Source organism: Wenzhouxiangella sp. YN9, assembly GCF_056324165.1.
In genome coordinates, this window is record NZ_JBJNIP010000081.1 from 71,088 (window position 1) to 94,007 (window position 22,920).

At 63.5% G+C, this 22,920-nt stretch carries 20 protein-coding genes and 1 pseudogene; 15 read left to right on the forward strand and 6 right to left on the reverse strand.

Going from position 1 to position 22,920, the window contains the following annotated elements; genetic code table 11:
* The first annotated feature begins 50 nt into the window (after nucleotides 1-50).
* The 3 genes from ACEWQ0_RS05395 to ACEWQ0_RS05405 are packed head-to-tail and all read left to right on the forward strand — an operon-like array spanning nucleotide 51 to nucleotide 3,951.
* On the forward strand, nucleotides 51-1,319 hold the full coding sequence (locus tag ACEWQ0_RS05395; protein ID WP_476484750.1) for a diaminobutyrate--2-oxoglutarate transaminase: 1,269 nt from the start codon (nucleotides 51-53) through the stop codon (nucleotides 1,317-1,319).
* Nucleotides 1,316-2,578 carry an ectoine hydrolase gene (gene doeA / locus ACEWQ0_RS05400; protein WP_476484751.1) on the forward strand — a complete coding sequence of 421 codons (1,263 nt, stop codon included), beginning with the start codon at nucleotides 1,316-1,318 and terminating at the stop codon, nucleotides 2,576-2,578. The genes ACEWQ0_RS05395 and doeA overlap by 4 nt, the downstream gene beginning before the upstream one ends.
* Nucleotides 2,575-3,951, forward strand: coding sequence for an NAD-dependent succinate-semialdehyde dehydrogenase (locus ACEWQ0_RS05405; protein ID WP_476484752.1), 1,377 nt, complete (start codon nucleotides 2,575-2,577; stop codon nucleotides 3,949-3,951). The genes doeA and ACEWQ0_RS05405 overlap by 4 nt, the downstream gene beginning before the upstream one ends.
* A 273-nt stretch (nucleotides 3,952-4,224) precedes the next feature.
* On the opposite strand, the gene ACEWQ0_RS05410 is transcribed toward ACEWQ0_RS05405, so the two are convergent.
* Nucleotides 4,225-4,518: a hypothetical protein gene (locus ACEWQ0_RS05410; protein WP_476484753.1), complete on the reverse strand. Its 294-nt coding sequence runs from the start codon at nucleotides 4,516-4,518 to the stop codon at nucleotides 4,225-4,227.
* 286 nt (nucleotides 4,519-4,804) lie between these two features.
* Here ACEWQ0_RS05410 and ACEWQ0_RS05415 point away from each other — a divergent pair, with 286 nt between their 5' ends.
* Both ACEWQ0_RS05415 and ACEWQ0_RS05420 read left to right on the forward strand, forming a co-directional pair.
* On the forward strand, nucleotides 4,805-5,479 hold the full coding sequence (locus tag ACEWQ0_RS05415; RefSeq protein WP_476484754.1) for a hypothetical protein: 675 nt from the start codon (nucleotides 4,805-4,807) through the stop codon (nucleotides 5,477-5,479).
* Nucleotides 5,480-5,586: 107 nt separating this feature from the next.
* A complete protein-coding gene (locus tag ACEWQ0_RS05420; RefSeq protein ID WP_476484755.1) occupies nucleotides 5,587-6,609 on the forward strand; it encodes a hypothetical protein in 1,023 nt (340 codons plus the stop codon).
* A 367-nt stretch (nucleotides 6,610-6,976) separates the two neighbouring features.
* Here ACEWQ0_RS05420 and ACEWQ0_RS05425 read toward each other — a convergent pair whose 3' ends face one another.
* Nucleotides 6,977-7,495, reverse strand: a complete 519-nt coding sequence (locus tag ACEWQ0_RS05425) for a chalcone isomerase family protein (protein WP_476484756.1) — start codon at nucleotides 7,493-7,495, stop codon at nucleotides 6,977-6,979.
* Nucleotides 7,492-7,989: a nuclear transport factor 2 family protein gene (locus ACEWQ0_RS05430; RefSeq protein WP_476484757.1), complete on the reverse strand. Its 498-nt coding sequence runs from the start codon at nucleotides 7,987-7,989 to the stop codon at nucleotides 7,492-7,494. The genes ACEWQ0_RS05425 and ACEWQ0_RS05430 overlap by 4 nt, the downstream gene beginning before the upstream one ends.
* A gap of 210 nt (nucleotides 7,990-8,199) precedes the next feature.
* On the opposite strand from ACEWQ0_RS05430, the gene ACEWQ0_RS05435 reads away from it, so the two are divergent.
* From ACEWQ0_RS05435 to idi, 10 genes and pseudogenes are all read left to right on the forward strand, one after another.
* Nucleotides 8,200-9,108: an acyl-CoA desaturase gene (locus ACEWQ0_RS05435; protein WP_476484758.1), complete on the forward strand. Its 909-nt coding sequence runs from the start codon at nucleotides 8,200-8,202 to the stop codon at nucleotides 9,106-9,108.
* A complete protein-coding gene (locus tag ACEWQ0_RS05440; RefSeq protein WP_476484759.1) occupies nucleotides 9,105-10,346 on the forward strand; it encodes an NAD(P)/FAD-dependent oxidoreductase in 1,242 nt (413 codons plus the stop codon). The genes ACEWQ0_RS05435 and ACEWQ0_RS05440 overlap by 4 nt, the downstream gene beginning before the upstream one ends.
* A pseudogene (locus ACEWQ0_RS05445) lies at nucleotides 10,339-11,088 on the forward strand (DUF1365 domain-containing protein). The gene ACEWQ0_RS05440 and the pseudogene ACEWQ0_RS05445 overlap by 8 nt, the downstream one beginning before the upstream one ends.
* Nucleotides 11,085-12,371, forward strand: a complete 1,287-nt coding sequence (locus tag ACEWQ0_RS05450; protein WP_476484760.1) for a class I SAM-dependent methyltransferase — start codon at nucleotides 11,085-11,087, stop codon at nucleotides 12,369-12,371. The pseudogene ACEWQ0_RS05445 and the gene ACEWQ0_RS05450 overlap by 4 nt, the downstream one beginning before the upstream one ends.
* Nucleotides 12,368-13,396, forward strand: a complete 1,029-nt coding sequence (locus ACEWQ0_RS05455) for an SAM-dependent methyltransferase (RefSeq protein ID WP_476484761.1) — start codon at nucleotides 12,368-12,370, stop codon at nucleotides 13,394-13,396. Before ACEWQ0_RS05450 ends, ACEWQ0_RS05455 begins: the two co-directional genes overlap by 4 nt.
* A complete protein-coding gene (locus ACEWQ0_RS05460) occupies nucleotides 13,393-14,724 on the forward strand; it encodes a sensor histidine kinase (RefSeq protein WP_476484762.1) in 1,332 nt (443 codons plus the stop codon). Before ACEWQ0_RS05455 ends, ACEWQ0_RS05460 begins: the two co-directional genes overlap by 4 nt.
* A 72-nt stretch (nucleotides 14,725-14,796) precedes the next feature.
* On the forward strand, nucleotides 14,797-15,780 hold the full coding sequence (gene mvaD, locus ACEWQ0_RS05465) for a diphosphomevalonate decarboxylase (protein ID WP_476484763.1): 984 nt from the start codon (nucleotides 14,797-14,799) through the stop codon (nucleotides 15,778-15,780).
* On the forward strand, nucleotides 15,777-16,838 hold the full coding sequence (locus tag ACEWQ0_RS05470) for a mevalonate kinase family protein (protein WP_476481249.1): 1,062 nt from the start codon (nucleotides 15,777-15,779) through the stop codon (nucleotides 16,836-16,838). The genes mvaD and ACEWQ0_RS05470 overlap by 4 nt, the downstream gene beginning before the upstream one ends.
* Nucleotides 16,839-16,845: 7 nt before the next feature.
* On the forward strand, nucleotides 16,846-19,125 hold the full coding sequence (locus tag ACEWQ0_RS05475; protein ID WP_476481248.1) for a hydroxymethylglutaryl-CoA reductase, degradative: 2,280 nt from the start codon (nucleotides 16,846-16,848) through the stop codon (nucleotides 19,123-19,125).
* Nucleotides 19,115-19,705, forward strand: coding sequence for an isopentenyl-diphosphate Delta-isomerase (idi, locus tag ACEWQ0_RS05480; RefSeq protein ID WP_476481247.1), 591 nt, complete (start codon nucleotides 19,115-19,117; stop codon nucleotides 19,703-19,705). Before ACEWQ0_RS05475 ends, idi begins: the two co-directional genes overlap by 11 nt.
* A 247-nt stretch (nucleotides 19,706-19,952) precedes the next feature.
* On the opposite strand, the gene ACEWQ0_RS05485 is transcribed toward idi, so the two are convergent.
* From ACEWQ0_RS05485 to trxA, 3 genes are all read right to left on the reverse strand, one after another.
* Nucleotides 19,953-20,657, reverse strand: coding sequence for a response regulator transcription factor (locus tag ACEWQ0_RS05485; protein WP_476484764.1), 705 nt, complete (start codon nucleotides 20,655-20,657; stop codon nucleotides 19,953-19,955).
* 352 nt (nucleotides 20,658-21,009) lie between these two features.
* Entirely contained in the window at nucleotides 21,010-22,266 is a 1,257-nt protein-coding gene (gene rho, locus ACEWQ0_RS05490) for a transcription termination factor Rho (RefSeq protein ID WP_476481245.1), read from the reverse strand.
* Between the two features lie 254 nt (nucleotides 22,267-22,520).
* Entirely contained in the window at nucleotides 22,521-22,847 is a 327-nt protein-coding gene (gene trxA / locus ACEWQ0_RS05495) for a thioredoxin TrxA (protein ID WP_476481244.1), read from the reverse strand.
* Nucleotides 22,848-22,920: the final 73 nt, after the last annotated feature.

A 22,920-nucleotide genomic window follows, 5' to 3' on the forward strand; every position in this document is an offset into this window, starting at 1 on the left:
GCCCGCCCCCGGCGGAAGATTGCCGGGAGCGAGCTGCCAGGAGGTGCATCATGCAGGTATTCGAACAGTGGGAATCGGAAATTCGCGGCTATTGCCGACTGTATCCGACCGTATTCACCTCGGCATCCAACGCGCGACAGACAGACGAGAACGGCAAGTCCTACATCGACTTTTTCGCCGGCGCCGGCGTGCTGAACTTTGGCCACAACAATGCCCGCATGAAGCGCGCCATGATCGACTTTCTGGAGCGCGATGGCGTGGCCCACAGCCTGGACATGTACACCGACGTCAAGCGTGACTTCATCGAAAGCTTCGTCGAAACCATCGTCAAACCCCGAGGCTGGAACCACAAGCTGCAGTTCATGGGGCCGACCGGCACCAACGCCGTCGAGGCCGCGCTCAAGCTGGCCCGCAAGGTCACCGGTCGCCCCGGCGTCGTGGCCTACGAGCACGGCTTTCACGGGATGACCCTGGGTTCGCTGGCGTGTACCGCCAATTCCTACTTCCGCAACGCCGCCGGGGTGCCGCTGGAACACGTTTATCGCCAGCCCTACGGCAGCGAAGAGGTGCCGCTCGAGCAGTGCCTGGCCTGGGTCGATCAGCTCAGGGCCATGTACGAAGATTCCTCCAGCGGTCTGGAGGCGCCGGCGGCCTTCGTGCTCGAGCCGATCCAGGCCGAGGGCGGGGTGCACCTGGCCCGACCCGAATGGCTCAAGGCGGTTCAGGATCTGGCCCGCGACCTCGGCGCACTGGTGATCTACGACGATATTCAGGCCGGATGCGGGCGCACCGGCAGCTACTTCAGCTTCGACGACATGGGGCTCGACCCCGACATCATCGCGCTGGCCAAGGGCGTCGGCGGCTACGGCACGCCGCTGGCAATGACGCTGGCCAAGCCCGAGCACGACAAGCACTGGTCGCCGAGCGAGCATACCGGCACTTTCCGCGGCCAGGGCCTGAGCTTCGTGGCCGGCACCGTGGCGATGGAGTATTTCCAGAACGACGAGCTGATGAACGCGGTCAAGGCAAACAGCGAAACCATGCGCAAGCGCCTGCAATCGATCGCGGCCGAATCCGGTCGCGGGGAGTTTTCCGTGCGCGGTCGCGGCATGCTGCAGGCGCTCGACGTCGGCGATGGTGAGTTGGCCAAGCAGATCGCGACCACCAGCTTCGAGAACGGCCTGCTGATCGGCGCCTGCGGCACCGGCGGCCGCGTGCTCAAGCTGATTCCGCCGCTGACCACCCCGGAGGCCGACCTGAACGAAGGGCTGGATATTCTCGAACAGGCGGTGGCCTCGGCGCGGAGGGCGGCGGCGTGAGACAGCGCGATGACATGACCTTTCCCTTCGAGGAATACGAGCGCCGCCTCGAGGCCCTGCGCGAGCGCATGGCCGAGCGCCTGCTCGACGCGGTGGTGATCACCGACCCGGAAAACCTGATGTACCTGACCGACTATCAGACCACCGGATATTCATTCTTCCAGGTCCTGGTGGTGCCGCTTGAAGGCGAGCCGTTCATGATCACCCGCCAGATGGAAGAGTCGAACGTGCATGCGCGCACCTGGGTGGAAAAGACCCGGCCCTACCCGGATACGGGGGATGCCATCCAGATGCTGGTCGAGTCGCTGCGCGAGTTCGGTCTGGGCAGCAAGTGCATCGGCTACGAGCGCAACAGCTACTACTTTGCCGCCTACCATCAGGACAGCATCCACACGACCTTCCTCGATGGCCGGCTGTTCGACTGCTTCGGGATCGTCGAAGAAGGACGGATCTGCAAGTCCGAGCATGAAATCAAGGTCATGCGGCGGGCCGCCGCGGCCACCGAGGCGGGCATGCAGGCCGGCTTCGAGGCCGCTCGCGCCGGGGTGACCGAAAACGAGATCGGCGCGGCCATCAGCGCGGCCATGTTCCGTGCCGGTGGCGAGCCGCCGGCGGTGATGCCCTACGTGACCTCCGGTCCGCGCACCATGATCGGCCACGCCACCTGGGAAGGGCGCACGGTGCAGCCCGGTGAGCACGTATTCCTCGAGGTTGGCGGCTGCTACCGCCGCTATCACACCGCGATGATGCGCACCATCGTTCTCGGTGAGCTGTCGCCGTCGATGAGGCACGCCCAGGACCGCATGAAGCAGGCGCTGCACGAGTTCAAGGAAGTGCTGCGCCCGGGCATGACCGTCTCCGATGCCGACAACCTGATCCGCAACATCATCACCGCCAACGAGGTCGACGCGCGGCTGATCACGCGTTCGGGCTATTCCATCGGCATTGCCTTTCCGCCGAGCTGGGACGAGGGCTACATCATCAGCCTCAAGCAGGGCGACTCCAGGGTGCTCAAGGAAGGCATGACCTTCCACATCATTCCCTGGATGTGGGGCGTGGACGGCGACAAGACGGTCGGCATTTCCGACACCATCTACATCACCGCCAACGGTAGCAAGTCCTTTTTCACCCTCGATGAGGATTTCGTCGTCAAGCCCGACCAGTCGCCACGGGAATTGCCCGAGCCGAAAACCACGCACCCGCCGCGCGTTCCGGATGGCGAAGCGGTCAAGCACATCAACGAAGCAGGAAAGAGGTGAGCATGCTCCAATCGATCAATCCGGCTACCGGCCGGGTCCAGTACGAACTCGCCGCGCTCGACGACGAAACCCTGGAGCGCCGGCTGGCCGCCGCGCACTCGGCCTTTGACGGCTGGGCAGCGGCCGGTTTCGATGAGCGTGCGCGGGTGCTGCGAGACGTCGCCGCCCTGATGCGCGAAGACACCGAGTCGCTGGCGCGGCTGATGACCGAAGAGATGGGCAAGCCCATTGGCGAGGCGCGCGGCGAGGTCGAAAAGGCGGCCTGGTGCGCCGAGCACTACGCTGAACATGCCGAAGCCTACCTGGCCACCGAGCATCTGGCATCCGATGCCAGCGAAAGCTACGTGCAGTACCTGCCGCTGGGGGTGATCCTGGGCATCCTGCCGTGGAATGCACCGTTCTGGCTGGCCTTCCGTTTTGCCGCGCCCACGCTGATGGCCGGCAACACCTGCCTGCTCAAGCACGACCCCAACGTGCCGGCCTGTGGCGAAGCCATCGGCAAGCTGTTCGAACGCGCCGGTGCCCCGGCGAACATCTTTGCCAACCTGCCGCTGGAAACCGAGCGGGTCGAGGGCGTGATCCGCGATCAGCGTGTGCAGGCGGTCTCGTTCACCGGCTCGGACAAGGCCGGCGGCATCGTCGCCGCCACCGCGGCGGCCGAAATCAAGCACTCCATCCTCGAGCTGGGCGGCTCCGACCCGGCCATCGTGCTCGCCGACGCCGATCTCGACACCGCCGCCGACACCATCTGCCTGTCGCGCATCATCAACGCCGGCCAGAGCTGTATCGCGGCCAAGCGCATCATCGTCGAGGAGTCGGTGCACGACGCCTTCGTGGAGCGTCTGCACGAGCGTCTGGCGCGGTTGAAGGTCGGTGACCCTGCCGAGGAAGCCACCGATATCGGCCCGATCGCCAGAAACGACCTGCGCGAGAACCTGCATCGCCAGGTGCGCGAGACCGTGGAAGCCGGTGCCCAATGCCCGCTGGGGGGCGAAATCCCCGCGGGTGAGGGTTTCTTCTATCCGGTCACCCTGCTCACCCAGGTCACCGCGGAGATGACCGCGGCAAGGGAAGAGACCTTCGGCCCGGTGGCGGTGGTGATGAAGGTCGCCGACGAAGAAGAGGCGCTGGCGCTGGCCAACGACACCCGCTACGGCCTGGCCGCGGCGGTGTGGGCCGGCACCGAGCGTGCCGTGGCCATGGCGCGCCGGCTGGAAACCGGCCAGGTGGCGATCAACGGCATCGTCAAGACCGACCCCAGGCTGCCCTCGGGCGGTATCAAGCGCTCCGGCATCGGCCGCGAGCTGGGCCCGCACGGCATCCGAGAATTCGTCAATGCGCAGCAGGTGTGGGTGGGCCCGTCTAGGGGCTAGTTGGCTGGTTAGCTGGTTAGCTAGTTCGGCAGCCGGGAGATTTGGTGGGCGGTTGCGCCGCGAGAACTCGGGTGGCACACCGACGGTCAATCACCACCATCGGTTTCGCGGTGTAGCCGCCCCGCAAATCCATAGAGAATCGACCAACCCAACTAGCCAACCAACCCACCAGCCAACTAGCAACCGTAGGATGCGTGGAGCACTAGCGCAACGCATCATTCGGCGGTGGCTCGATGCGTTACGGCCCTTCGGGCCTCCACACATCCTACGGTGCTATCGACTGGATATCGCGTAAAGTACGCCGGCGAGCATCACCAGCCCGACGAATCCGAATCCGCGGATCAAACCGCTGGCGCCCGAGCGGCGGATATTTTCGTCCATTCGTTCCGGCATCCAGGCGCAAGCCACGAATGCCCCGATGGCGAGCCCGATCACCAGGGCGCGCGGCGTGAAAGCAACATCGGGACTTGTCGGGCCCGTCAGCCACAGCCATGTGCACGTAGCGGCGGCGACCAGCGCGACGGTTCTTGCGACGATCTCAGGAATCAGCGTACTCCGATCAGCCAACACTCTATCATTGTAGCGGGGCGGGCGGCCGGATGAGCGATAGCGTGGATGCCGAAGCCGACCCGGTGCTGAACTGATTCGCGCGCCTCGCCCGGGGCTTGACACACAGGGGGGGGCATTGAGTACGATTCGTATAGGGGCTTGATCAAGTGTTGGTGTGTTGCATGTCAAAATGCAAGAGATTCAGCAGCAATTCTCCAGCCTGCCCCGATCTTGTAGGCGCGGGGTTGCGGAATAGTGTGCGGCCCTGTGTCATTGCAAACTTTGTGACTATGGGAGAAAGATAGTGAAAACTGTAATGATTGGTCTCCTGGGGGTAGTGCTTTCTGCGTTCGCCATTCAAGCGAATGCGTCATCCAATTTCGGTCTCTATGAAAAGTTGTATGACGACGGTGACGAAAGCGTTTATGGGCTCATTTGGGAAGGGTATGATCCAGTCATATATGATGAGCCGATCAGGTCGGGAGATTTCCTCGTTGGTGGAGGTTTACCTGGTGGGTGCTCTTCTGGCCGTCCTGGCGAATCCAATGAGCTGTGTGGGAATGCTGTTTTAACTGAAGATGACGATATGGATACTATTGTCGTGGTTGGTAGGCGGCCGGCACGACATGTGTATTTTCGTCAGTCGCACGTTGATACAAGCCCGGGGCCGCAGCCAGTCAGGCTCGTCGGGAGAGGTGCTGGCGGCTTTCTTGGAAATTATGTACGTCTTGGCAATATGATGATCAACGCACAACAGTTAGCTAAGTTAGCGGCTCAGGTGCACAACCTCACAATCCAGTGGGGGCTTAACGATATAGAGCGTTTCAGGGCCACCGGCCTGCATGTTACTAGCCCACCGGGTTCGGTTATTCCGTGGCATACTGCCAAAGTGGACTGGAACGAGTACGGGGCCGATAACCCGAACCTGTCAGCTGAACAAGTGCTCCAGAACCTAATAGATTCTTTAAATCAACCGTAGGTGACGTTGATTCTGCCTGAAGTAGCATGTGAACTGCTTCCGGCTTCTACGCTGACAGCCGGTTCCTGCCGGCTGTCAGATTTTGGGTATTCGACCGAGCTTTTTGCATGTTGAGCATTAGAGTGCCTAAAAAATCAGTTGTGGTTACTTTCGCGGCGGTTGCCATCCTGGCTATCAGTGGGCTGTATTTTGCTTCGTCTTCAGACGAGCAAGAGAAGCTGAAGATTGAGACCAATGAGGTAGCGAGAAAGTCAAAAGAGTCAGTAGCCAGTTTGGAGGAACGGTATTCAGTCGGTGATGATACGAATCTCCATGCCGTTGAAAGTAATGAACGAAACCAGCGTCGTCCTCTCCGTCAAGAAAAACAACCATTTGAAACGACTTCCAGCGCTCGGGATTACCTGATGGAAGTCGTCCATTCCAATGCCTGGAGTGAAGTAGTTCTTGAGGCCAACCTCGATGTCTGGGCTGAATTCTGCGCAGAAGCTACGCGCTATGCTGCCCACGGTGAGTTGCCATCCGACATCCAAAACAAGCTCGAGCCGTCAGTGGCGAATGGGGTAGAGTTTTCTCAGTACTGCAATGGACTGATAGATTTAGAGAGCGGCGATCTAAATGACAGCCTGGTGCGAGAGCTGCGTGATGTGTCCTCAGGTCCCGGAGATTCGGCTGAATATTCGTGGATGAAAAATGCCGACGTGCACGCGGCTGGTGATCTTGATCTGATAGAAGATCTCGCTTTGAGTCAATTGGACCGATCACTTAGCAGTATGGATGAGGTTGGCGTTCGTGCTGCGCTTTTCGAATTGCTACGCCCGCAAGAATCAGAACTGGTTAGGTTGCCTCCAGAGCTAGCCGATCGGGGTCTGGGATATGGGTCCCTCTATCTTCCTGTCGTGCACCCGACCGCGTCAGCACTGGTTTGTCAAGAGGTAGGAGGATGCTATGGATCGCATCATCCGATGGTCTTGAGAACGTGTATGAAGGCCGCTGAAAAGAGAGTTGGCTGTGTAAATCCAGGAGATCTGATCGATGCCCTTTATCAGACGCAGACGCCGGTCGAGCATCGATTGTTCTGGTCTTTGTTCGATCAGGTCAGCGCCAAGCTTGCCGCCTATCGCAGACAGTGAACCCAAGAGCTGACATGCACAGCATCCGCCAATTCGTCAACGCGCAGCAAGTGCGGGTAGGGTTTTCCGGGGGCTGGTTAGCGTGTTCGGTTGTCTATGGATTTGCGGGGCGGCTACGCCACGAAACCCGTGGTGATGATTGACCGTTGGTGTGCCGACCGAACAACCGCAGGATGCGTGGAGCGCAAGCGCAACGCATCATCCGGCGTTGGATTGACGCGTTATGGCCCTTCGGGCCTCCATACGTCCTACGGGACTCAAACATTCAGCCCCGAAATTTGCAAATTGCAAACACCAAGTGCCAAACAAATTCGAATGACCGAAATTCGAATGTTCGAAACGTTTGAAGAGGCAGTGCTTGGGGTCGTCAGTCTCTTGTTGCGCGCCTGAGAAGGCGTGTTTTCATTCGTTCATCGAAGGGTTCTTTGCCGAACCAGATCTGGAAGTACTGGTGGCCGTGGCCCTGGTCGGGGCAGGTTTTGAGAAGTTCGCCGTTGCGGTAGAGCGCAAGATCTTCGTCGGGCTTGTAGACCACGTCGAAGCGTTCGCCGTCGCTGGCGTCGACGTAGGCGTTGGCCAGGCAGGTCAGCTCTTCGGGCAGGGCGTCGGCGGATCGGGCCTGGAGGTTTTCGACGAGCAGTTCGTTGGCGCTTTCGATCAGATCCTCGCCGGGGATGTCGCGGTCGAGCTTCAGGGAAAACATCTTGGGGATGCGTTCCAGTATGCGTCCGGCGTCGCTGCAGTCGGCCAGATGCAGGCTGGCGGTGCCGACGCTGAACAGGCCAATGACTTTCAGTTCCACCTCCGAGCAGCGTTGCAGGTCCGGCGGCTCGGCCGAGACCGAAGCTGCGGCGAGTATAAGTGTGATCAAGAGCGCGCGCGTCATTGCATTTCACCTTGTGCGCGGCGCATGAAGAAACCGACCACCGGCAGGTGGGCGTAGAGTGCGCTGGCGCTGTCCCAGAAATCCTGGTGCAGGACGATCCGGCCCCGCTCGTTGAAGCGTAGATGGGTCATGCCGATCGAGTGCGATTCGACGCGTTTGCCCGCCGCCCGGGTGATGAAAGTCATTTCCCAGCGAAGATACACATCGGCGCCGTCGCGGATCACTTCGTGGACGTCGATGCTGTTGTACTCGAGCTGCTGCGCGGTGCGCGTCATGTAGTCGACCAGCGCCGCTCGCCTGCGGGCAATGTGGAGGGTGTCGTTGAAATGGATCTCTTCGGCATAGAGCGCTTCGAGGCGCTCGGCCAGATCCTCCTGCGTGAGGTCGGCGAAGGTCTCGCGAAACCGCGCCAGGCCGCGCTCGACGGCGGCACTCTCGCCCGGCAGCTCGTCGAGCGCCCGATGATAGGCCTCGACCGTTCGTTTGTCCGTCATGGAATTGCTCCCGGCACACGCCGCGATCACCCCAGGGAGCAGGGCGACGGCCGCGAGCCTGATGATCGTTGGATGAAGTGGCATGGGGCGATCATGCGCGCGGGGCCGTTGATCGGGAGTGAAGGCGGGCGGTGGGGGTAAGAGCTTCACGTCGGGTTGATGCCCCAAAACGTCTAATCGGGCGCTCATCGGTCTGGAACTACGCCCGCAATGCAGCATTTTCTTGCCTGGTTCGACGCACGACAGCGCCTGCGCACCGCCGGCGACGCGCAGCGCGTCGACTGGCTTCGTATCATTCCTTTCATCGGGCTGCATCTGGCCTGCCTGGGCGTGCTGTTCGTGGGCGTGTCGGCGACCGCGCTTGCGGTCTTTCTGGCCAGCTACCTTCTGCGCATGTTCGCGATCACCGCGTTCTATCATCGCTATTTCTCCCACCGGACCTTTCGCGCCGGCCGGCCCGTTCAGTTCGTCTTCGCGCTGATCGGCGCGTCGGCCACCCAGCGCGGTCCGCTGTGGTGGGCAGCACATCATCGCCATCACCACCGTCACGCCGATACCGACGCGGACTGTCACGCCCCGCGGCACGGCTTGTGGTGGAGCCATATGGGGTGGTTTCTGTGTCGCGAGAACTTCGCCACCCGTGCCGAGCAGATTCCCGACCTGATCGTCTACCCCGAGCTGCGCTGGCCCGATCGCTTCGACCTGCTCGTGCCGCTGGTCTACGCCGCGATCCTGTTCGCGCTGGGCGTGGCATTGAACCGGCTGATGCCGGGCCTGGAGACCAGCGGCTGGCAGCTTCTCGTCTGGGGGTATTTCGTCTCGACGGTGGTTCTGATTCACGTCACGCTCGCGATCAACTCCCTGGCCCACGTCTGGGGCAGCCGGCGATACGCCACCCGCGACGGCAGCCGGAACAATTTCTTGCTGGCCCTGCTGACGCTGGGCGAGGGCTGGCACAACAATCACCACCACTTTCCGGGTTCGGCCCGGCAGGGCTTCTACTGGTGGGAGATCGACATCAGCTATTACCTGCTTGCCGTGATGAGCCGGCTCGGGCTGGTCCGCGATCTCAAGCCGGTGCCAGAACGCATCCGCCAGGCGCGGCGGATTCGCCCGTGAAGGTCGCGATCGTCGGCGCCGGGGTGTCGGGGCTGTATGCCGCCTGGCATCTGTCCGCTCGCCACGCGGTCACGCTCTTCGAGGCGGCCGATCGCGCCGGCGGCCATGCCGACACCCACGCGGTCGAAGACGATGGCGCGACACGATGTCTCGATACGGGATTCATCGTTTTCAATCGCCGGCACTATCCGCTGCTGTCGGCCTGGTTCGAGGCGCTGGGCGTCGAGTCTCAGGCCAGCGACATGAGTTTCGGCGTCAGCGACGCGCTCTCCGGCCTGGAGTACAACGCCGGCACCCTCAATCGGCTCTACTGTCAGCGCCGCAATCTATTGCGCCCGCGCTTTCACGGCATGGTGCTCGATATCGTCCGATTCTATCGTCGTGCGCCCGCTCTGCTGTGCGACCTCGACGAGGACGTGACCCTCGGTCAGTGGCTGGCCCAAAGCGGCCTGGGCGAGCTGTTCGCCACCCGCCATATGCTGCCCATGGCCTCGGCGTTGTGGTCGGCGCCGGCGGGTGATGTCAGGCGATTCCCCATGAAGCATCTGCTGGCATTCATGGACCATCACGCCATGCTGACGCTGGGGCGACGCCCGCTCTGGGAGACGGTTCGCGGCGGCAGCCGGCGCTATGTCGAAGCCGCGCAGCGCTGTGCCGCGGATCTGGTAACGGGCACCCCGGTTCGGTCGGTGGCGCGCGTCGAAGACGGCGTCGTGCTTCGCACCTCGAAGGACGACGCCCGGTTCGATGCGGTGGTGCTCGCCTGCCATTCGGACCAGGCGCTCGCGCTACTGGCCGATGCCAGCCCGGTGGAGCGGCGCGTGCTTTCGGCGATCGACTATCAACCCAACGAGGCGGTGCTGCATACCGATGTCTCGCTGCTGCCAAGAAAGCCGGCGGCGCGCGCTGCCTGGAACGTTCTCATCGATGGCGAGAAAGACAGACGCTGCCGGATTTCCTACTACATGAACCGGCTGCAGAACTTCAAGAGCCGCCGGCACTTCATCGTTTCGCTCAACCAGACCGAGCGCATCGATCCCGAGCGCATCCTGGTGCGGCGCAACTACGCCCATCCCGTGTTCACCCCCGGGGCCGTGGCGGCGCAGTCGCGCTGGGGCGATATCAACGGCCTGCGCCGAACCTGGTTCTGCGGTGCGTGGTGGGGCTGGGGCTTTCACGAGGACGGCGTCGCCAGCGCCCGGCGCGTGATCGACGACATCGAGGCCCGGCATGGATAGCGCGATCGCGACCGGGCGCGTATGGCATCGGCGTCATGAGCCGAAGCCGCATCGCTTCGCCTACCGCACCAGCTATACCCTGATCGATCTCGATCGCGTCGAAGCGCTCTTCGGTCGCAGCCGCCTGTGGTCGCTCGAGCGCTTCAACCTGGTCAGTTTCCGTCGCGACGACTTTCTGCGACCGCAGGATCGGCCCTTGCGCCAGGCCGTCGACGAGCGCGTGCTCGAGGCGGTTGGTCGGCGGCCGACCGGTCGCGTCTTCGTGCTCGCGCATCTGCGCCAGTGGGGAATGTGCTTCAACCCGGTCGCCTTCTACTTCTGTCTCGACGGGGACGGGCGTCTGGACGCCATCGTTGCCGATGTCAACAACACGCCCTGGGACGAGCGCCACGCCTACGTGCTCGACTGCCGGGGCCAGGTCGGCCCGGCGTATCGCTTCGCCTTCGACAAGGCCTTTCACGTCTCGCCGTTCATGCCCATGGATATCCGCTACGACTGGCGCTTTCGCATCGCCGAAGACCGGCTCGGCATTCACATGGGCCTGATATAGGGCGGTCGACAATGCTTCGCGGCCGGCCTGCGCCTGACGCTGGCGCCGATGACGCCCGCGGCCATGCGGGCGATGCCGCTGAAGTTTCCGCTGATGACCGCCAGGGTCGTGACCGCGATCTACTGGCAGGCCTTCAGGCTTTGGCTGAAGAAAACACCTTTCCATACCCATCCGGAAAGCACGACGCAATGACCCAAAGCGGAAGATTGCTCGACGGCCCGAAGAGCCGCCCTGACGGCGGTCTCGATCGCTGGCTGCGCACCCGCGTGCTCGCGCGCCTGGGCGCTCTCGAGCAGGGCCGGCTGACGATTCGCGACGCCGACGGCGAATACGTCCTGGGCGATCGGGCCGACACCCTGCGGGCCATGGTCGTGATCCGGGATCGTCGTTTCTGGCGCCTGATGGCCAGCGGCGGCAGCGTCGGCGCGGCCGAGGCGTGGGTGGCCGATCTGTGGGACAGCCCCGATCCGGTGGCGGTGGTGCGGGTGCTCGCGCGCAATCGCCGCGTGCTCGACGCGATGGAGACCGGCACCGCGCGGCTGACCAACGGCCTGCTCGCGCTCTGGCACGCATTCAATCGCAACAGCCTCGAGGGCAGTCGCCGCAACATCGCTGCGCATTACGATCTGGGCAACGACTTTTTCGCCGCCTGGCTCGACGAAGGCATGCAGTACTCGAGCGGCCTGTATCTGGCCGAAAGCGACACGCTCGAGCAGGCGCAGATCAACAAGCTCGAGCGCATCTGCCGCAAGCTCGATCTCGGGCCCGAGGACCACCTGCTCGAAATCGGCACCGGCTGGGGCGGCCTGGCGATTCACGCCGCGCGCCGCCACGGCTGCCGCGTGACGACCACGACGATCTCGCGCGAGCAGCACGAGCACGCCGCCGACAAGGTGCGCCGGGCAGGCCTCGAAGAGCGGGTGACGCTGCTCATACACGACTACCGCGCGCTCGAAGGCCGGTTCGACAAGATCGTCTCCGTCGAGATGATCGAGGCGGTCGGGCATCAGCATCTCGATACCTATCTGGCAAAAATCGATTCGCTGCTCGTCCCCGCTGGCCTGGCGCTGATCCAGGCCATCACCATCGAAGACTATCGCTATGCCCGTGCGCTGAAGTCGGTTGATTTCATCAAGCGCTATATCTTCCCCGGTGCCTTCATCCCCTCGGTCAGCGCGATCACGGCCGCGATGGCGCGCGCCAGCCGGCTCGGGCTGATCGAGCTGGCCGATTTCGGCGCCAGCTATGCCCGGACCCTGGCGGCCTGGCGCCAGCGCTTCGAGTCGCGCTGGGACGAGATCCGGGCCATGGGCTTCGACGAGACCTTCCGCCGCCGCTGGCTGTGGTATCTGGCCTACTGCGAGGGCGGGTTTCGCGAGCGCGCCATCAGCGATGTGCACCTGCTGCTGGCGGGCCGGCAGTGGCGGCCGGCCTCGGCAAACGGTTTGACGGCCGCCGGGGAGCCGGGCTCATGAGGCCCATCGATCTGGCCGAGAAGGGCCTGGTGCCGGACTGGCTGATCCGGCGCGGTATTCGCGCGCTGCTCAGGCGGCGTCTGGAAGACGAGCGCATCGACGATCCCGAAGCGCAATCGCAGCGCTATCAGGCGCTGATCGACGAGCTCGCCCAGTCAGCCATCGCCATCGAGGCCGACGCGGCCAACGAACAGCACTATGAGATTCCCGCCATTTTCTACCAGCACGTTCTGGGGCGGCGCCTCAAGTACTCGAGCGCGCTGTGGGCCCCCGGCGTCGAGGACCTCGACGAGGCCGAGACGGCGATGCTCGAGCAGACCTGCCGCAACGCGGAACTCGCCGACGGGCAGAAGATTCTCGAGCTGGGTTGCGGCTGGGGCTCGCTGACGCTGTGGATGGCCTGCCATTATCCGACCAGCCGCATCACGGCCGTGTCCAATTCCTCGTCACAGCGTCAGCACATCGAGTCCCGCGCTCGAGCGCTGGGCCTGGGCAACGTCGAAGTCATCACCCGCGACGTCAACGAGCTGTCGCTCGATGGGCGGTTCGATCGCGTGGTGTCGGTGGAGATGTTCGAGCACGTGCGCAACTACCGGCAACTGCTCGCCCGAATCGCCGGCTGGATGCGGCCCGAAGCGCGCCTGTTCGTGCATATCTTCTGCCACCGCTTTCTCGCCTACCCCTTCGAGGCAAAAGGCGAGGACAACTGGATGGGCCGGCACTTTTTCACCGGCGGCCTGATGCCGGCGGCCGACACGCTGTTACACTTCGCCGATGATGTGGTCATCGAGCATCGCCGGCTGTACTCGGGCGAGCATTACGCGAAAACCGCGCGGGCCTGGTTGGAGAACCTCGATGAGCATTCGCACGAGGTTCGTTCGGTCATGCAGACGGTCTACGGTGACGAAGCCGCGCTCTGGCAGCGGCGCTGGCGCATCTTTTTCATGGCCTGCGAGGAGCTGTTCGGCTTTGATCGCGGCCGCCAGTGGCTGGTCGGCCACTTCCGCTTTCGAAAACGCGAATGAAGCCGCTTAATCGCCTGCTCACCGGCGGCTTGCGCACCCGCCTGGTCCGGGTTTTCCTGCTCCAGCTTCTGGCGATCAGTATCGCGACCGTGCTCGGCGTCTACGCCGCCGCCTGGGTGGTCGAACGCGTGCTCGTTCAAGAGGCGCTCAACGGCGAGGCCGAGTATTTCTGGGATCGGCACGCGGACAATGCGAATTTTCCTCTGCCCGATACCAACAACCTGACCGCCTACCTGGCCAAAGACGGAGATCGCTCGACGGTGCCCTCCTGGCTGCGCGGCGAGCAGCCCGGCTTTCGTCGCGGGCATCGCGGCGACGAGTCGAACCCGGTGGTCCACGTCTCCGAGCGCGGCGGCGATCGCCTCTACCTGGTGTTCGACGAAATGCAGGTCTCTTCCCTGGCCTGGTATTTCGGGATCGCGCCGCTGACCGGAGTGCTGCTGCTGATCTACCTGCTGACCTGGCTCGGCTACGTGATGTCGAGGCGGGCCGTATCCACGGTGGTTCAACTGGCCGATGCCGTGCGCAACTACGATTTCCGCTCGGGTCAGCTCGAGGAGCTCAGCGAGGACGCCTTCGGCGAGACCACCGATACGGAAACGCTGGCCCTGATCAACGCCTTCAACCAGTTCATTCATCGGCTGGAGTCCTTTATCCAGCGCGAGCGCAATTTCACCCGCAACGCCAGCCACGAACTGCGCACGCCGCTGGCGGTACTGCGCTCCAACCTCGGGTTGCTGACCAAACAAAGCGATCCCAAAGCGCAGGCCAAGACCGTCGCGCGCATGAACCGGACGGTTCGCGACATGGAGGCTCTGGTTGAGACGCTGCTGATTCTCGCGCGCGAAAGCGAAAGCCGCTTGAGCTGGTCCACCGTGGTGCTCAATGACTTGCTGGCTGATCTGCTTGACCAGATTGCGGCGACCTTCGATCGTCCCGAGGTCACAACCAACCTGCGTGCCAACGGTCTGCTCGAGATCAGTGCGCCGGAACGGGTGCTGGCGATCGTGTTCACCAACCTGTTGCGCAATGCGCTGAGCTACACCGAAACCGGTCGCGTTCAGGTGCTGATCGACGATAGCGGGGTGACCGTCCAGGACTCGGGCTGCGGCATGGCCGAGACCGACCTGGAGCGCATGTTCGAGCCCTTCTACCGCGGCCACGACCGCTCCAGCGAGGGGTATGGTCTCGGTCTGTCCATTGTCCGCCGGCTGTGCAATCGCTTTGGCTGGCGTCTGCACGCCGACAGCGAGCTGGGTGCGGGTACGGAAATTCGCGTCGAGTTTCCCCAAGCCGCGTTCAAGCGCTTTGGCGGGGGCACGGGCTGATGCTCTGAAGGCAAGCCTCATGCCGAGCCGAAGTCCGTATCATTGGGCTTTGTTCACTTTGACAACGCGGACATGTCTTTTCAGAAAGCCACTGCGCGCGCCGGGGCGAATTTTGCGCTGATCAAATACTGGGGTAAACGCGATCAGGCGCTGAATCTGCCGGCGGCCGGCTCCATTTCCGTCACGCTGGCGGGCCTGCAGACGCATACCACGGTCACGCTTGCGCCGTCCTCGGGCGCTGATCTTGTCCTGCTCGACGGCGTTGAGCAGCCGCCGGGTCGCGTCGGCGCCGTGCTCAATCTGATGCGGGAACTGGCCGACTCCACGGCGGCCTGCCGGGTGGAGAGCCATAACGACTTTCCGACCTCGGCGGGGCTGGCTTCCTCGGCCTCGGGTTTTGCCGCGCTGGTGGTGGCCGCCGCTGGCGCCTTCGGTCTTGACCTCTCCGAGCGCAGGCTCTCTGAGCTGGCCCGCCGCGGGTCGGGTTCGGCGGCGCGCTCGATCTTCGGCGGGTTCGTGGAAATGCAGGCCGGCCAGCGCGACGATGGTGCCGACGCGGTGGCGCAGGCCCTGCTGCCCGCCAGCGCGTGGCCGCTGGAAGTGGTTGTGGCCATCACCGATGCCGGCGGCAAGCCGGTGAGTTCGCGTGACGGCATGAATCACACCATGCGCACTTCACCGTACTACCCCGTCTGGGTCGAAACCGTGGCGGGTGATCTTGATGTCGCCCGCACGGCGATTGCCGCTCGCGATTTCGAGGCCCTGGCCGAGGTGGCCGAGCACAGCGCGCTGAAGATGCATGCCTCGATGCTGGCCGCGCGGCCCGGGCTGGTGTACTGGAATCCGGCCACGCTGGCCTGCCTGCATGCCGTGCGCGCGCTGCGTTCGTCCGGCACCGGCGTATTTTTCACCATCGATGCCGGGCCGCAGGTCAAGGCCATCTGCCTGCCTGGCGAAGGCGAGCGGGTCGCCAGCGCGCTGCGTGGCCAGCCCGGAGTCAGCGGCGTGCTGGTTTCCGGCCTGGGGGCGGGCGCCGGCCTGGTCGCCGCGTCGTGAAGCGCTGGATTGCCAGCGCGCCGGGCAAGGTCGTGCTGCTGGGCGAGTATGCGGTACTCGAGGGCGCGCCGGCGCTGGTGCAGGCCGTCGATCGCCGCTGCCGGGTGGAGTTGACCGAGTGCGCCGCGTCCGACTGTCGCGTCGAGGCGCCGCAGCTCGATATTCCGGCGGTTCGTTTTGCCGTCGGCGCGGCGGGCCGCCTGCAGTGGCAGGGCGCCATGCCTGCGGCCTTTGTCCGCACCGCAGCGCTGATCGATTCCGTAGTGGCGCATCTCCATCGGCAGGGTGCACGGATCACGCCGTTTCGCATGCGCGTGGATACCGCCGAGCTGTTCGACAACAGCGGCAGGCGCTCGGTCAAGCTGGGCGTTGGCTCGAGCGCGGCCACTGCGGTGGCCATCGATGCGGCTGTGCATGCCGCCTTTATCGGCGACAGATCACAGGAGGCCGCCGCGGAGACCGTGGCACGCCTGCTTGTTCCCGGTCGCGAAGCCCAGGGCAATGCCGGCAGCGGCATTGACCTGGCAGCCGGCCTGTGTGGCGGCTTGCTGGCTTATTCCATCCGTGGCGAGCAGATCGAACTCCGGCCTCTTGCGCTGCCGCCGGAGATTGGCGTCAGCTTCGTCTGGACCGGCGAGCCGGCCTCGACGGCCGAGCTGCTGGCCGCCTGGCAGCGCTCGCGCGAGAAGTCTCTGCAGGAGCATGACCGCATGCGCGGCCGGATGCAGACGGTGGCCAGGGCCGGCATCACAGCGCTGGAGGGCGGCAACCCCGCGGAGTTTCTGGCCTGCTTCTCCGATTATGGCGCAATAATGGGTAAAATGAATGATTTGGTCGGCTGCGAGGTTGTGACCCGCGAGCACCGGATCGCCAGTGGCCTGGCCAGGCAGTTGGGCGGAGTATACAAACCCTGCGGTGCCGGTGGCGGTGATCTGGGGATCGCCGCTTCGCTCGATACGACTTTCGGATCGCAATTCGACCGTCTGTGCCGGCAGGCCGGGCTGCGGACGTTGACGATCCGGCCGGACGCGCAAGGCGTGCGCGTGACACAAGAGTGATCAGGTGATGGAACGATCCCGGATACCCCGTTTTTACAAGATGTCCGTGCCCGAGCGGGTGCGAACCGTGCGTGATCGTGGCCTGCTTGGCCCGGACGACTACAAGAGCCTGCAGTCGGGCAAGCACACCTTGTCGGTGCAGCTGGCCGACAAGATGATCGAGAACGTGGTTGGCGTCATGGGCCTGCCGGTGGGCCTGGGGCTGAACTTCCTGATCAACGACAAGGAGTATGTCGTGCCGCTGGTGGTCGAGGAGCCCTCGATTGTCGCTGCCCTGTCTTCGGCGGCCAAGCTGGCGCGCGCATCCGGTGGTTTCAGCGTCGAGAGCATGGAGCCCCAGCTCATCGGCCAGATCCAGATCGTTGACGTGGCCAATCCCTCCCGGGCCAAGGCGGCACTTTTGCAGCGCAAGGCCGAGATTCTCAACCTGGCCAACAGCCTGCACCCGAAAATGATTGCGCGCGGCGGCGGCGCCCGTGATCTGGAGGTGTTCATCCATCCCTCCCAGGGCCCGGGCGGCGATATGGTGGTAGTCCACCTGCTGGTCGATACCCGTGACGCCATGGGTGCCAACCTGGTCAATACCATGTGCGAGGGTGTCGCCTCGCTGGTGGAAACCATTGCCGATGGCCGCGTCTTTCTGCGCATTCTTTCAAACCTGACCGATCGGGCGCTGGTGAAGGCGCGCGTCCGTCTTCCCGTTGACAGCCTGACCGGCAAGGGCTTCGACGGCCAGCAGGTGCGCGACGGCATCATCGTGGCCAATGACTTTGCCCGCATCGATCCCTACCGGGCAGCAACCCACAACAAGGGCATCATGAACGGCATCGACGCCGTGGCCCTGGCCACCGGCAACGACTGGCGCGCGATCGAGTCGGGCGCGCACGCTTACGCTGCCCGCGGCGGTCGCTACGCCTCGCTGACACAGTGGTACAAGGACGACAATGGTGACCTGGTCGGGGAACTGGAAATTCCGATCAAGGTGGGTACGGTCGGCGGCCCGCTGCAGACCAACCCCACGGTGGCTCTGAACATGCGCATGCTGGGCGTGGACTCGGCCCGTGAGCTCGCCGAGGTGATGGGCGCGGTCGGCCTGGCACAGAATTTTTCAGCCATTCGCGCCCTGGTCACCGAAGGCATTCAGCAGGGCCACATGACCCTGCACGCGCGCTCCGTGGCGACCGCCGCCGGGACGCCGCCGGAGCTGTTCGACACCGTGGTCGAGCGCCTGATCGCCTCGGGCGAGATCAAGATCTGGAAGGCCGAGGAGTTGATCACCGAAGTACGCTCCCAGACCGAGCCGGCCGCGATTTCACTCGAAGACAGCGAGCGCCGCGATGAGCACTACATGCTCGAGGGCGAAGCCCTGGGTGCCGGCCACGGCAAGATCATTCTGCTCGGCGAGCACGCCGTGGTCTACGGGCGCCGCGCCATTGCCGCGCCGGTGCCTTTGGCGATCCAGGCCCAGGTCGAGCAGGCGCGCGAGGGCGTGGAGTTGATCATTCCGCGCTGGGGCGTGGAGCAGCGCCTGGACTTTACCGCCCGGCATCCGCAATCGTTTGCGCGTTCGATTGCGCGAGTGCTCGAAGCCCTGGGTCTGACCGGGCGCGGCATGCGCATCGAGGTTTTTCCCAACGTGCCGCGGGCGATGGGCCTGGGCGGGTCGGCGGCGCTGGCGGTGGCCGTCATTCGCGCGATCGACGCGCATTTTTCACTGGGGCTGAGCGACGAACGCATCAACGAACTGGCTTTCGAGTGCGAGAAGGTGGCCCACGGCACCCCATCGGGCATCGACAACACCCTGGCCACCTGGGGCGAGTTCATGCTGTTTCGCAACGGTCAGCAGCCCGAGCGTGAGGTGATCGAGGTGAGCGAGCCGCTGCCGATCGTCATCGGCATGAGCGGCGTCGAAAGTCTGACAGCCCGCACCGTGGCCCGCGTACGCGAGGCCTGGACGAAAAACCCGGCGCTGTATGAGCGGATCTTCGATGAGATCGACACGCTTGCCGGCAACGGGCTGGACGCGCTCAAGAGCGGCGACTACGAGACGCTGGGCGAATTGATGAACGTCTGCCAGGGATTGCTCAATGCCATGCAGGTATCGAGCTGGGAGCTTGAAGAGCTGCTGCAGGTCGCGCGCAGCAATGGTGCCGTCGGCGCCAAGCTGACCGGCGGCGGAGGGGGGGGATCCATCATCGCGCTTTGTCCTGATGACAGCGCACGGGTTGCCCGCGCCATTCGCGCGGCTGGTTACAACGCACTGGAGGTACAGATCGGTGGCACTTGAACAGGCCGGACCGGCAAGGTCCGTTTCCCACGACAGCGAAGAATTGATTCTGGTCGATGAGCAAGACCGCGTGCTGGGCACGCAATCCAAGGGCGAGTGTCACGACGGCGAGGGCGTGCTTCATCGCGCCTTCTCCGTGTTTCTGTTCGATGCCGACGGTCGCCTGCTGATCCAGCAGCGTGGTGCCGACAAGCGCCTGTGGCCGCTGTACTGGGCCAACAGCTGCTGCTCCCACCCGCGCGCGGGCGAAGAGACCGACGAGGCCGCGCAGCGCCGCCTGCAAGAAGAACTTGGCGTGGCCGCCACGGCGCTCGAGTATCTCTACAAGTTCAGCTACCACGCCCGCTACGGTGATCTGGGCTCCGAGCGTGAGCTGTGTCGGGTATATATCGGTCGGGTCAATCCGTCGGATCTGCAGCCCAACCCGCTCGAGATCGACGACTGGCGCTTTCTCACGCCCGCCGAAGTGGATGCGCTGATTGCCGATGAACAGGCCGATGTCACCCCGTGGTTCCGGATGGAGTGGCGCGAGCTGCGCGCGACGTATTGGAACCGCGTGGAGATGTTGTCGGCATCTTGAGGTGTCGTCGGTTGGGGTTGCATCGCCAACGGGCGCCCTGGCAGGCCTGGATACATATCGCCCACGCCCTTGCCGATCCGAAACCTCGTCCGTCGCGGATGTAACCGTGATCTACGGTCCGGGCCCAGGGCATCGCGGGGTTGTGGCTGTGGCTGCGGAGGTCTGAGGTCGGGGCCAGGCCCCCGACGGACGGCCTGCACTTTGCCGGTCGCGGGTTTCATCGATTACCCGGGCTTCGACCGATTCCTCAGGCCTCCTCCGGTGTCGCCAGCTTGAAGCCCATCCCTTGCACGGTGTGCAGCAGCTTGCCTTCGAAGTCGCGGTCGATGCCTTTGCGCAGGTTGTAGATATGGCTCCTGAGCGTGTCAGAGTCGGGCAGGGTGTCGCCCCACAGCTCGTTCTCGATCTGCTCGCGGCTGACCACGCGGGGTGATTCCCGCATCAGGATCTTGAGAATGCGCATGGCCGTGGGTGAAAGTGTGACCCGCTCGCCGCCGCGCTCGACGCGCATCAGGCGCGGATCGAACACCAGGTCACCAACCTTGAGCTGGCCTTCGCCGGTTTCGCCGCGGGCCCGGCGGATCAGCGCGCGCAGCCGCGCAATCAGCTCCTCGGTTTCAAAGGGCTTGACCACGTAGTCATCGGCGCCGGCGTTGAAGCCCTCGATCTTGTCTTCGAGCTGGTCGCGGGCGGTCAGCATCAGAATCGGCGTGGAAATGCCGTTGTCGCGCAGCTTTTCGGCCACGCGGATGCCGTTGACGCGCGGCAGCATCAGATCGAGAACGATGGCGTCGTATTCATTTTCTGCCACCAGGTTGAGGGCAATCGCGCCATCGGCGGCGTAGTCGACGGCAAAGTTGACCGACTCCAGCCAGGTGCCGATGGTGGCCGCCAGGTCATCATGATCTTCAACCAGCAGGATGGTCGCCTGCGACAGGGATTCCTCGGACATGGCCTCGCTCCTTCACATTTGTGAATGGAATGAGTTTAGGCCGCGGATGTCAACGGGGGGTGAAGAAGTTGTTGTCTGGTTGGCTAGTTGGCTAGTTGGCTAGTTGGCTAGTTGGCTAGTTGGCTAGTTGGCTAGTTGGCTAGTTGCGCTCGGGTCGGCTCGCCTTCGTTTTCACTGTGCCGGCTGCGCATAATCATTGCAAACCAGCAAACCAGCAAACCAGCAAACCAGCAAACCAGCAAACCAGCAAACCAGCAAACCAGCAAACCAGCAAACCAGCAAACGGGCTCTGACGTCCCGTCCTGCCGGTCTGCCGCCACGCTCGGGCACGCCGCCAGGCCGGGGCGTGGCCTCACCGCTTCATGTAATTGAAGAACTCCTCGTTGGTCTTGGTGACCTTGAGCTTGTCGAGCATGAACTCGATGGCCTGGCTTTCATCCATCGGGTGGAGAATGCGGCGCAGGATCCAGGTTTTCTGGAGCTCATCGTTGCCGATCATCAGCTCTTCGCGCCGGGTGCCGGAGCGGTTGATGTCGATGGCGGGGTAGACGCGCTTTTCGGCAATGCGGCGGCTCAAATGGATTTCCATGTTGCCGGTGCCCTTGAACTCTTCGTAGATCACCTCGTCCATCTTCGAGCCGGTGTCGACCAGCGCGGTGGCGATGATGGTCAGGCTGGCGCCGTCCTCGATGTTGCGGGCCGCGCCGAAGAAGCGCTTGGGCCGCTGCAGGGCATTGGCGTCAACGCCGCCGGTGAGCACCTTGCCCGAGGAGGGCACCACCGTATTGTAGGCGCGCGCCAGCCGGGTGATGGAGTCGAGCAGGATGATCACGTCGTGCTTGTGCTCCACCAGCCGCTTGGCCCGCTCTATGACCATGTCAGCGACCTGCACGTGGCGGGTTGCCGGTTCGTCGAAGGTCGAGGAAATGACCTCGGCATCGACACTGCGCTCCATTTCGGTAACTTCCTCGGGGCGCTCGTCGATGAGCAGGATGATCATGTGCGTTTCCGGGTTATTGGCCCGGATGGCGGTGGCGATGTTCTGCAGCATCATGGTCTTGCCGGCCTTGGGCGGGCTGACGACCAGGCCGCGCTGGCCTTTGCCGATCGGCGCGATCAGGTCGACGATGCGACCGGTGATGTCTTCAGTAGAGCCGTTGCCGCGCTCGAGCGTGAGCTGCTCGCGCGGGAATTCCGGCGTCAGGTTCTCGAACAGGATCTTGTTCTTGGACTGTTCGGGCTTGTCGTAGTTGAGCTCTTCGACCTTGAGCAGCGCAAAATAGCGCTCCGAGGACTTCGGCGGGCGGATCTTGCCGGAGATGTAGTCGCCGGTGCGCAGGGTAAAGCGTCGGATTTGCGAAGGCGACACGTAGATGTCGTCGGGCCCGGCCATGTATGAGGCCTCGGCCGAGCGCAGGAAGCCGAAGCCATCCTGCAGGATTTCGAGCACGCCGTCGCCGTAGATGGCGTCCTTTTTCTGTGCCCTCGCCTTGAGGATGGCGAAAATGAGATCGTGCTTGCGCGAGCGTCCCATGTTGTCGATGCCGAGTTCTTCGGCCATGTCGACGAGTTCTTTGGCGGATTTCTTCTTGAGTTCGGTCAGGTTCATCGCTTGAGTGTCTTTTACGGGAGTCTTTGGGCGCACCGCAGGCGAACGGGGAGGCTCGCCGGTCACAGCGACCGGATAAGGACCATGGTCAGGTTCTATCGCATAGTGCCCCAGAGATCCGGGGAAGGGTTCGGGAAATTACGGAATTGCCGGGCGGTTGGTCCGCCCGATGGATCGTAAACTAGCACTATTCGCCAGCTGAGTCCAGCCACGGCGGGTTGATCCGGCCGTTCGAGCGGTTCGGCCTTGCCTCATCAGACGGTTTCGTCAACGAACGCCTTGAGCGCGGACTTGGTCAGCATGCCGACCTTGGTGCCCTGGTGCTCTCCGTTTTCGAAAATCATCAGGGTCGGAATGCCGCGGATCTTGTAGCGGCTGGTGGTTTGCTGGTTTTCATCGATATTGAGCTTGGCAATCGTGAGGCGGTCACCGTACTCGTCGGCCAGCTCGTGCAGGATCGGCTCGATCATCTTGCACGGCCCACACCATTCGGCCCAGTAGTCGACCAGCACGGGGCCGTCGGCCTTGAGAACCTGGTCTTCGAAATCGCTGTCGTTGACATGGATGATCTTGTCGCTCACGGTGTTCTTCTCCTTGGCGTTGGGGTTCGAAATTCGGGGCTGCGGCGGCGATTTGTGTTCATTTCCGGCAGGC

Bases quoted from the DNA above. Each gene is read 5' to 3' on its own strand.
- ACEWQ0_RS05395 (WP_476484750.1), top strand. From the start codon at position 51: ATGCAGGTATTCGAACAGTGGGAATCGGAAATTCGCGGCTATTGCCGA.
- ACEWQ0_RS05420 (WP_476484755.1), top strand. From the start codon at position 5,587: ATGTTGAGCATTAGAGTGCCTAAAAAATCAGTTGTGGTTACTTTCGCG.
- ACEWQ0_RS05425 (WP_476484756.1), bottom strand. From the start codon at position 7,495: ATGACGCGCGCGCTCTTGATCACACTTATACTCGCCGCAGCTTCGGTC.
- ACEWQ0_RS05430 (WP_476484757.1), bottom strand. From the start codon at position 7,989: ATGACGGACAAACGAACGGTCGAGGCCTATCATCGGGCGCTCGACGAG.
- ACEWQ0_RS05435 (WP_476484758.1), top strand. From the start codon at position 8,200: ATGCAGCATTTTCTTGCCTGGTTCGACGCACGACAGCGCCTGCGCACC.
- ACEWQ0_RS05450 (WP_476484760.1), top strand. From the start codon at position 11,085: ATGACCCAAAGCGGAAGATTGCTCGACGGCCCGAAGAGCCGCCCTGAC.
- ACEWQ0_RS05455 (WP_476484761.1), top strand. From the start codon at position 12,368: ATGAGGCCCATCGATCTGGCCGAGAAGGGCCTGGTGCCGGACTGGCTG.
- ACEWQ0_RS05460 (WP_476484762.1), top strand. From the start codon at position 13,393: ATGAAGCCGCTTAATCGCCTGCTCACCGGCGGCTTGCGCACCCGCCTG.
- mvaD (WP_476484763.1), top strand. From the start codon at position 14,797: ATGTCTTTTCAGAAAGCCACTGCGCGCGCCGGGGCGAATTTTGCGCTG.
- ACEWQ0_RS05475 (WP_476481248.1), top strand. From the start codon at position 16,846: ATGGAACGATCCCGGATACCCCGTTTTTACAAGATGTCCGTGCCCGAG.
- ACEWQ0_RS05485 (WP_476484764.1), bottom strand. From the start codon at position 20,657: ATGTCCGAGGAATCCCTGTCGCAGGCGACCATCCTGCTGGTTGAAGAT.
- rho (WP_476481245.1), bottom strand. From the start codon at position 22,266: ATGAACCTGACCGAACTCAAGAAGAAATCCGCCAAAGAACTCGTCGAC.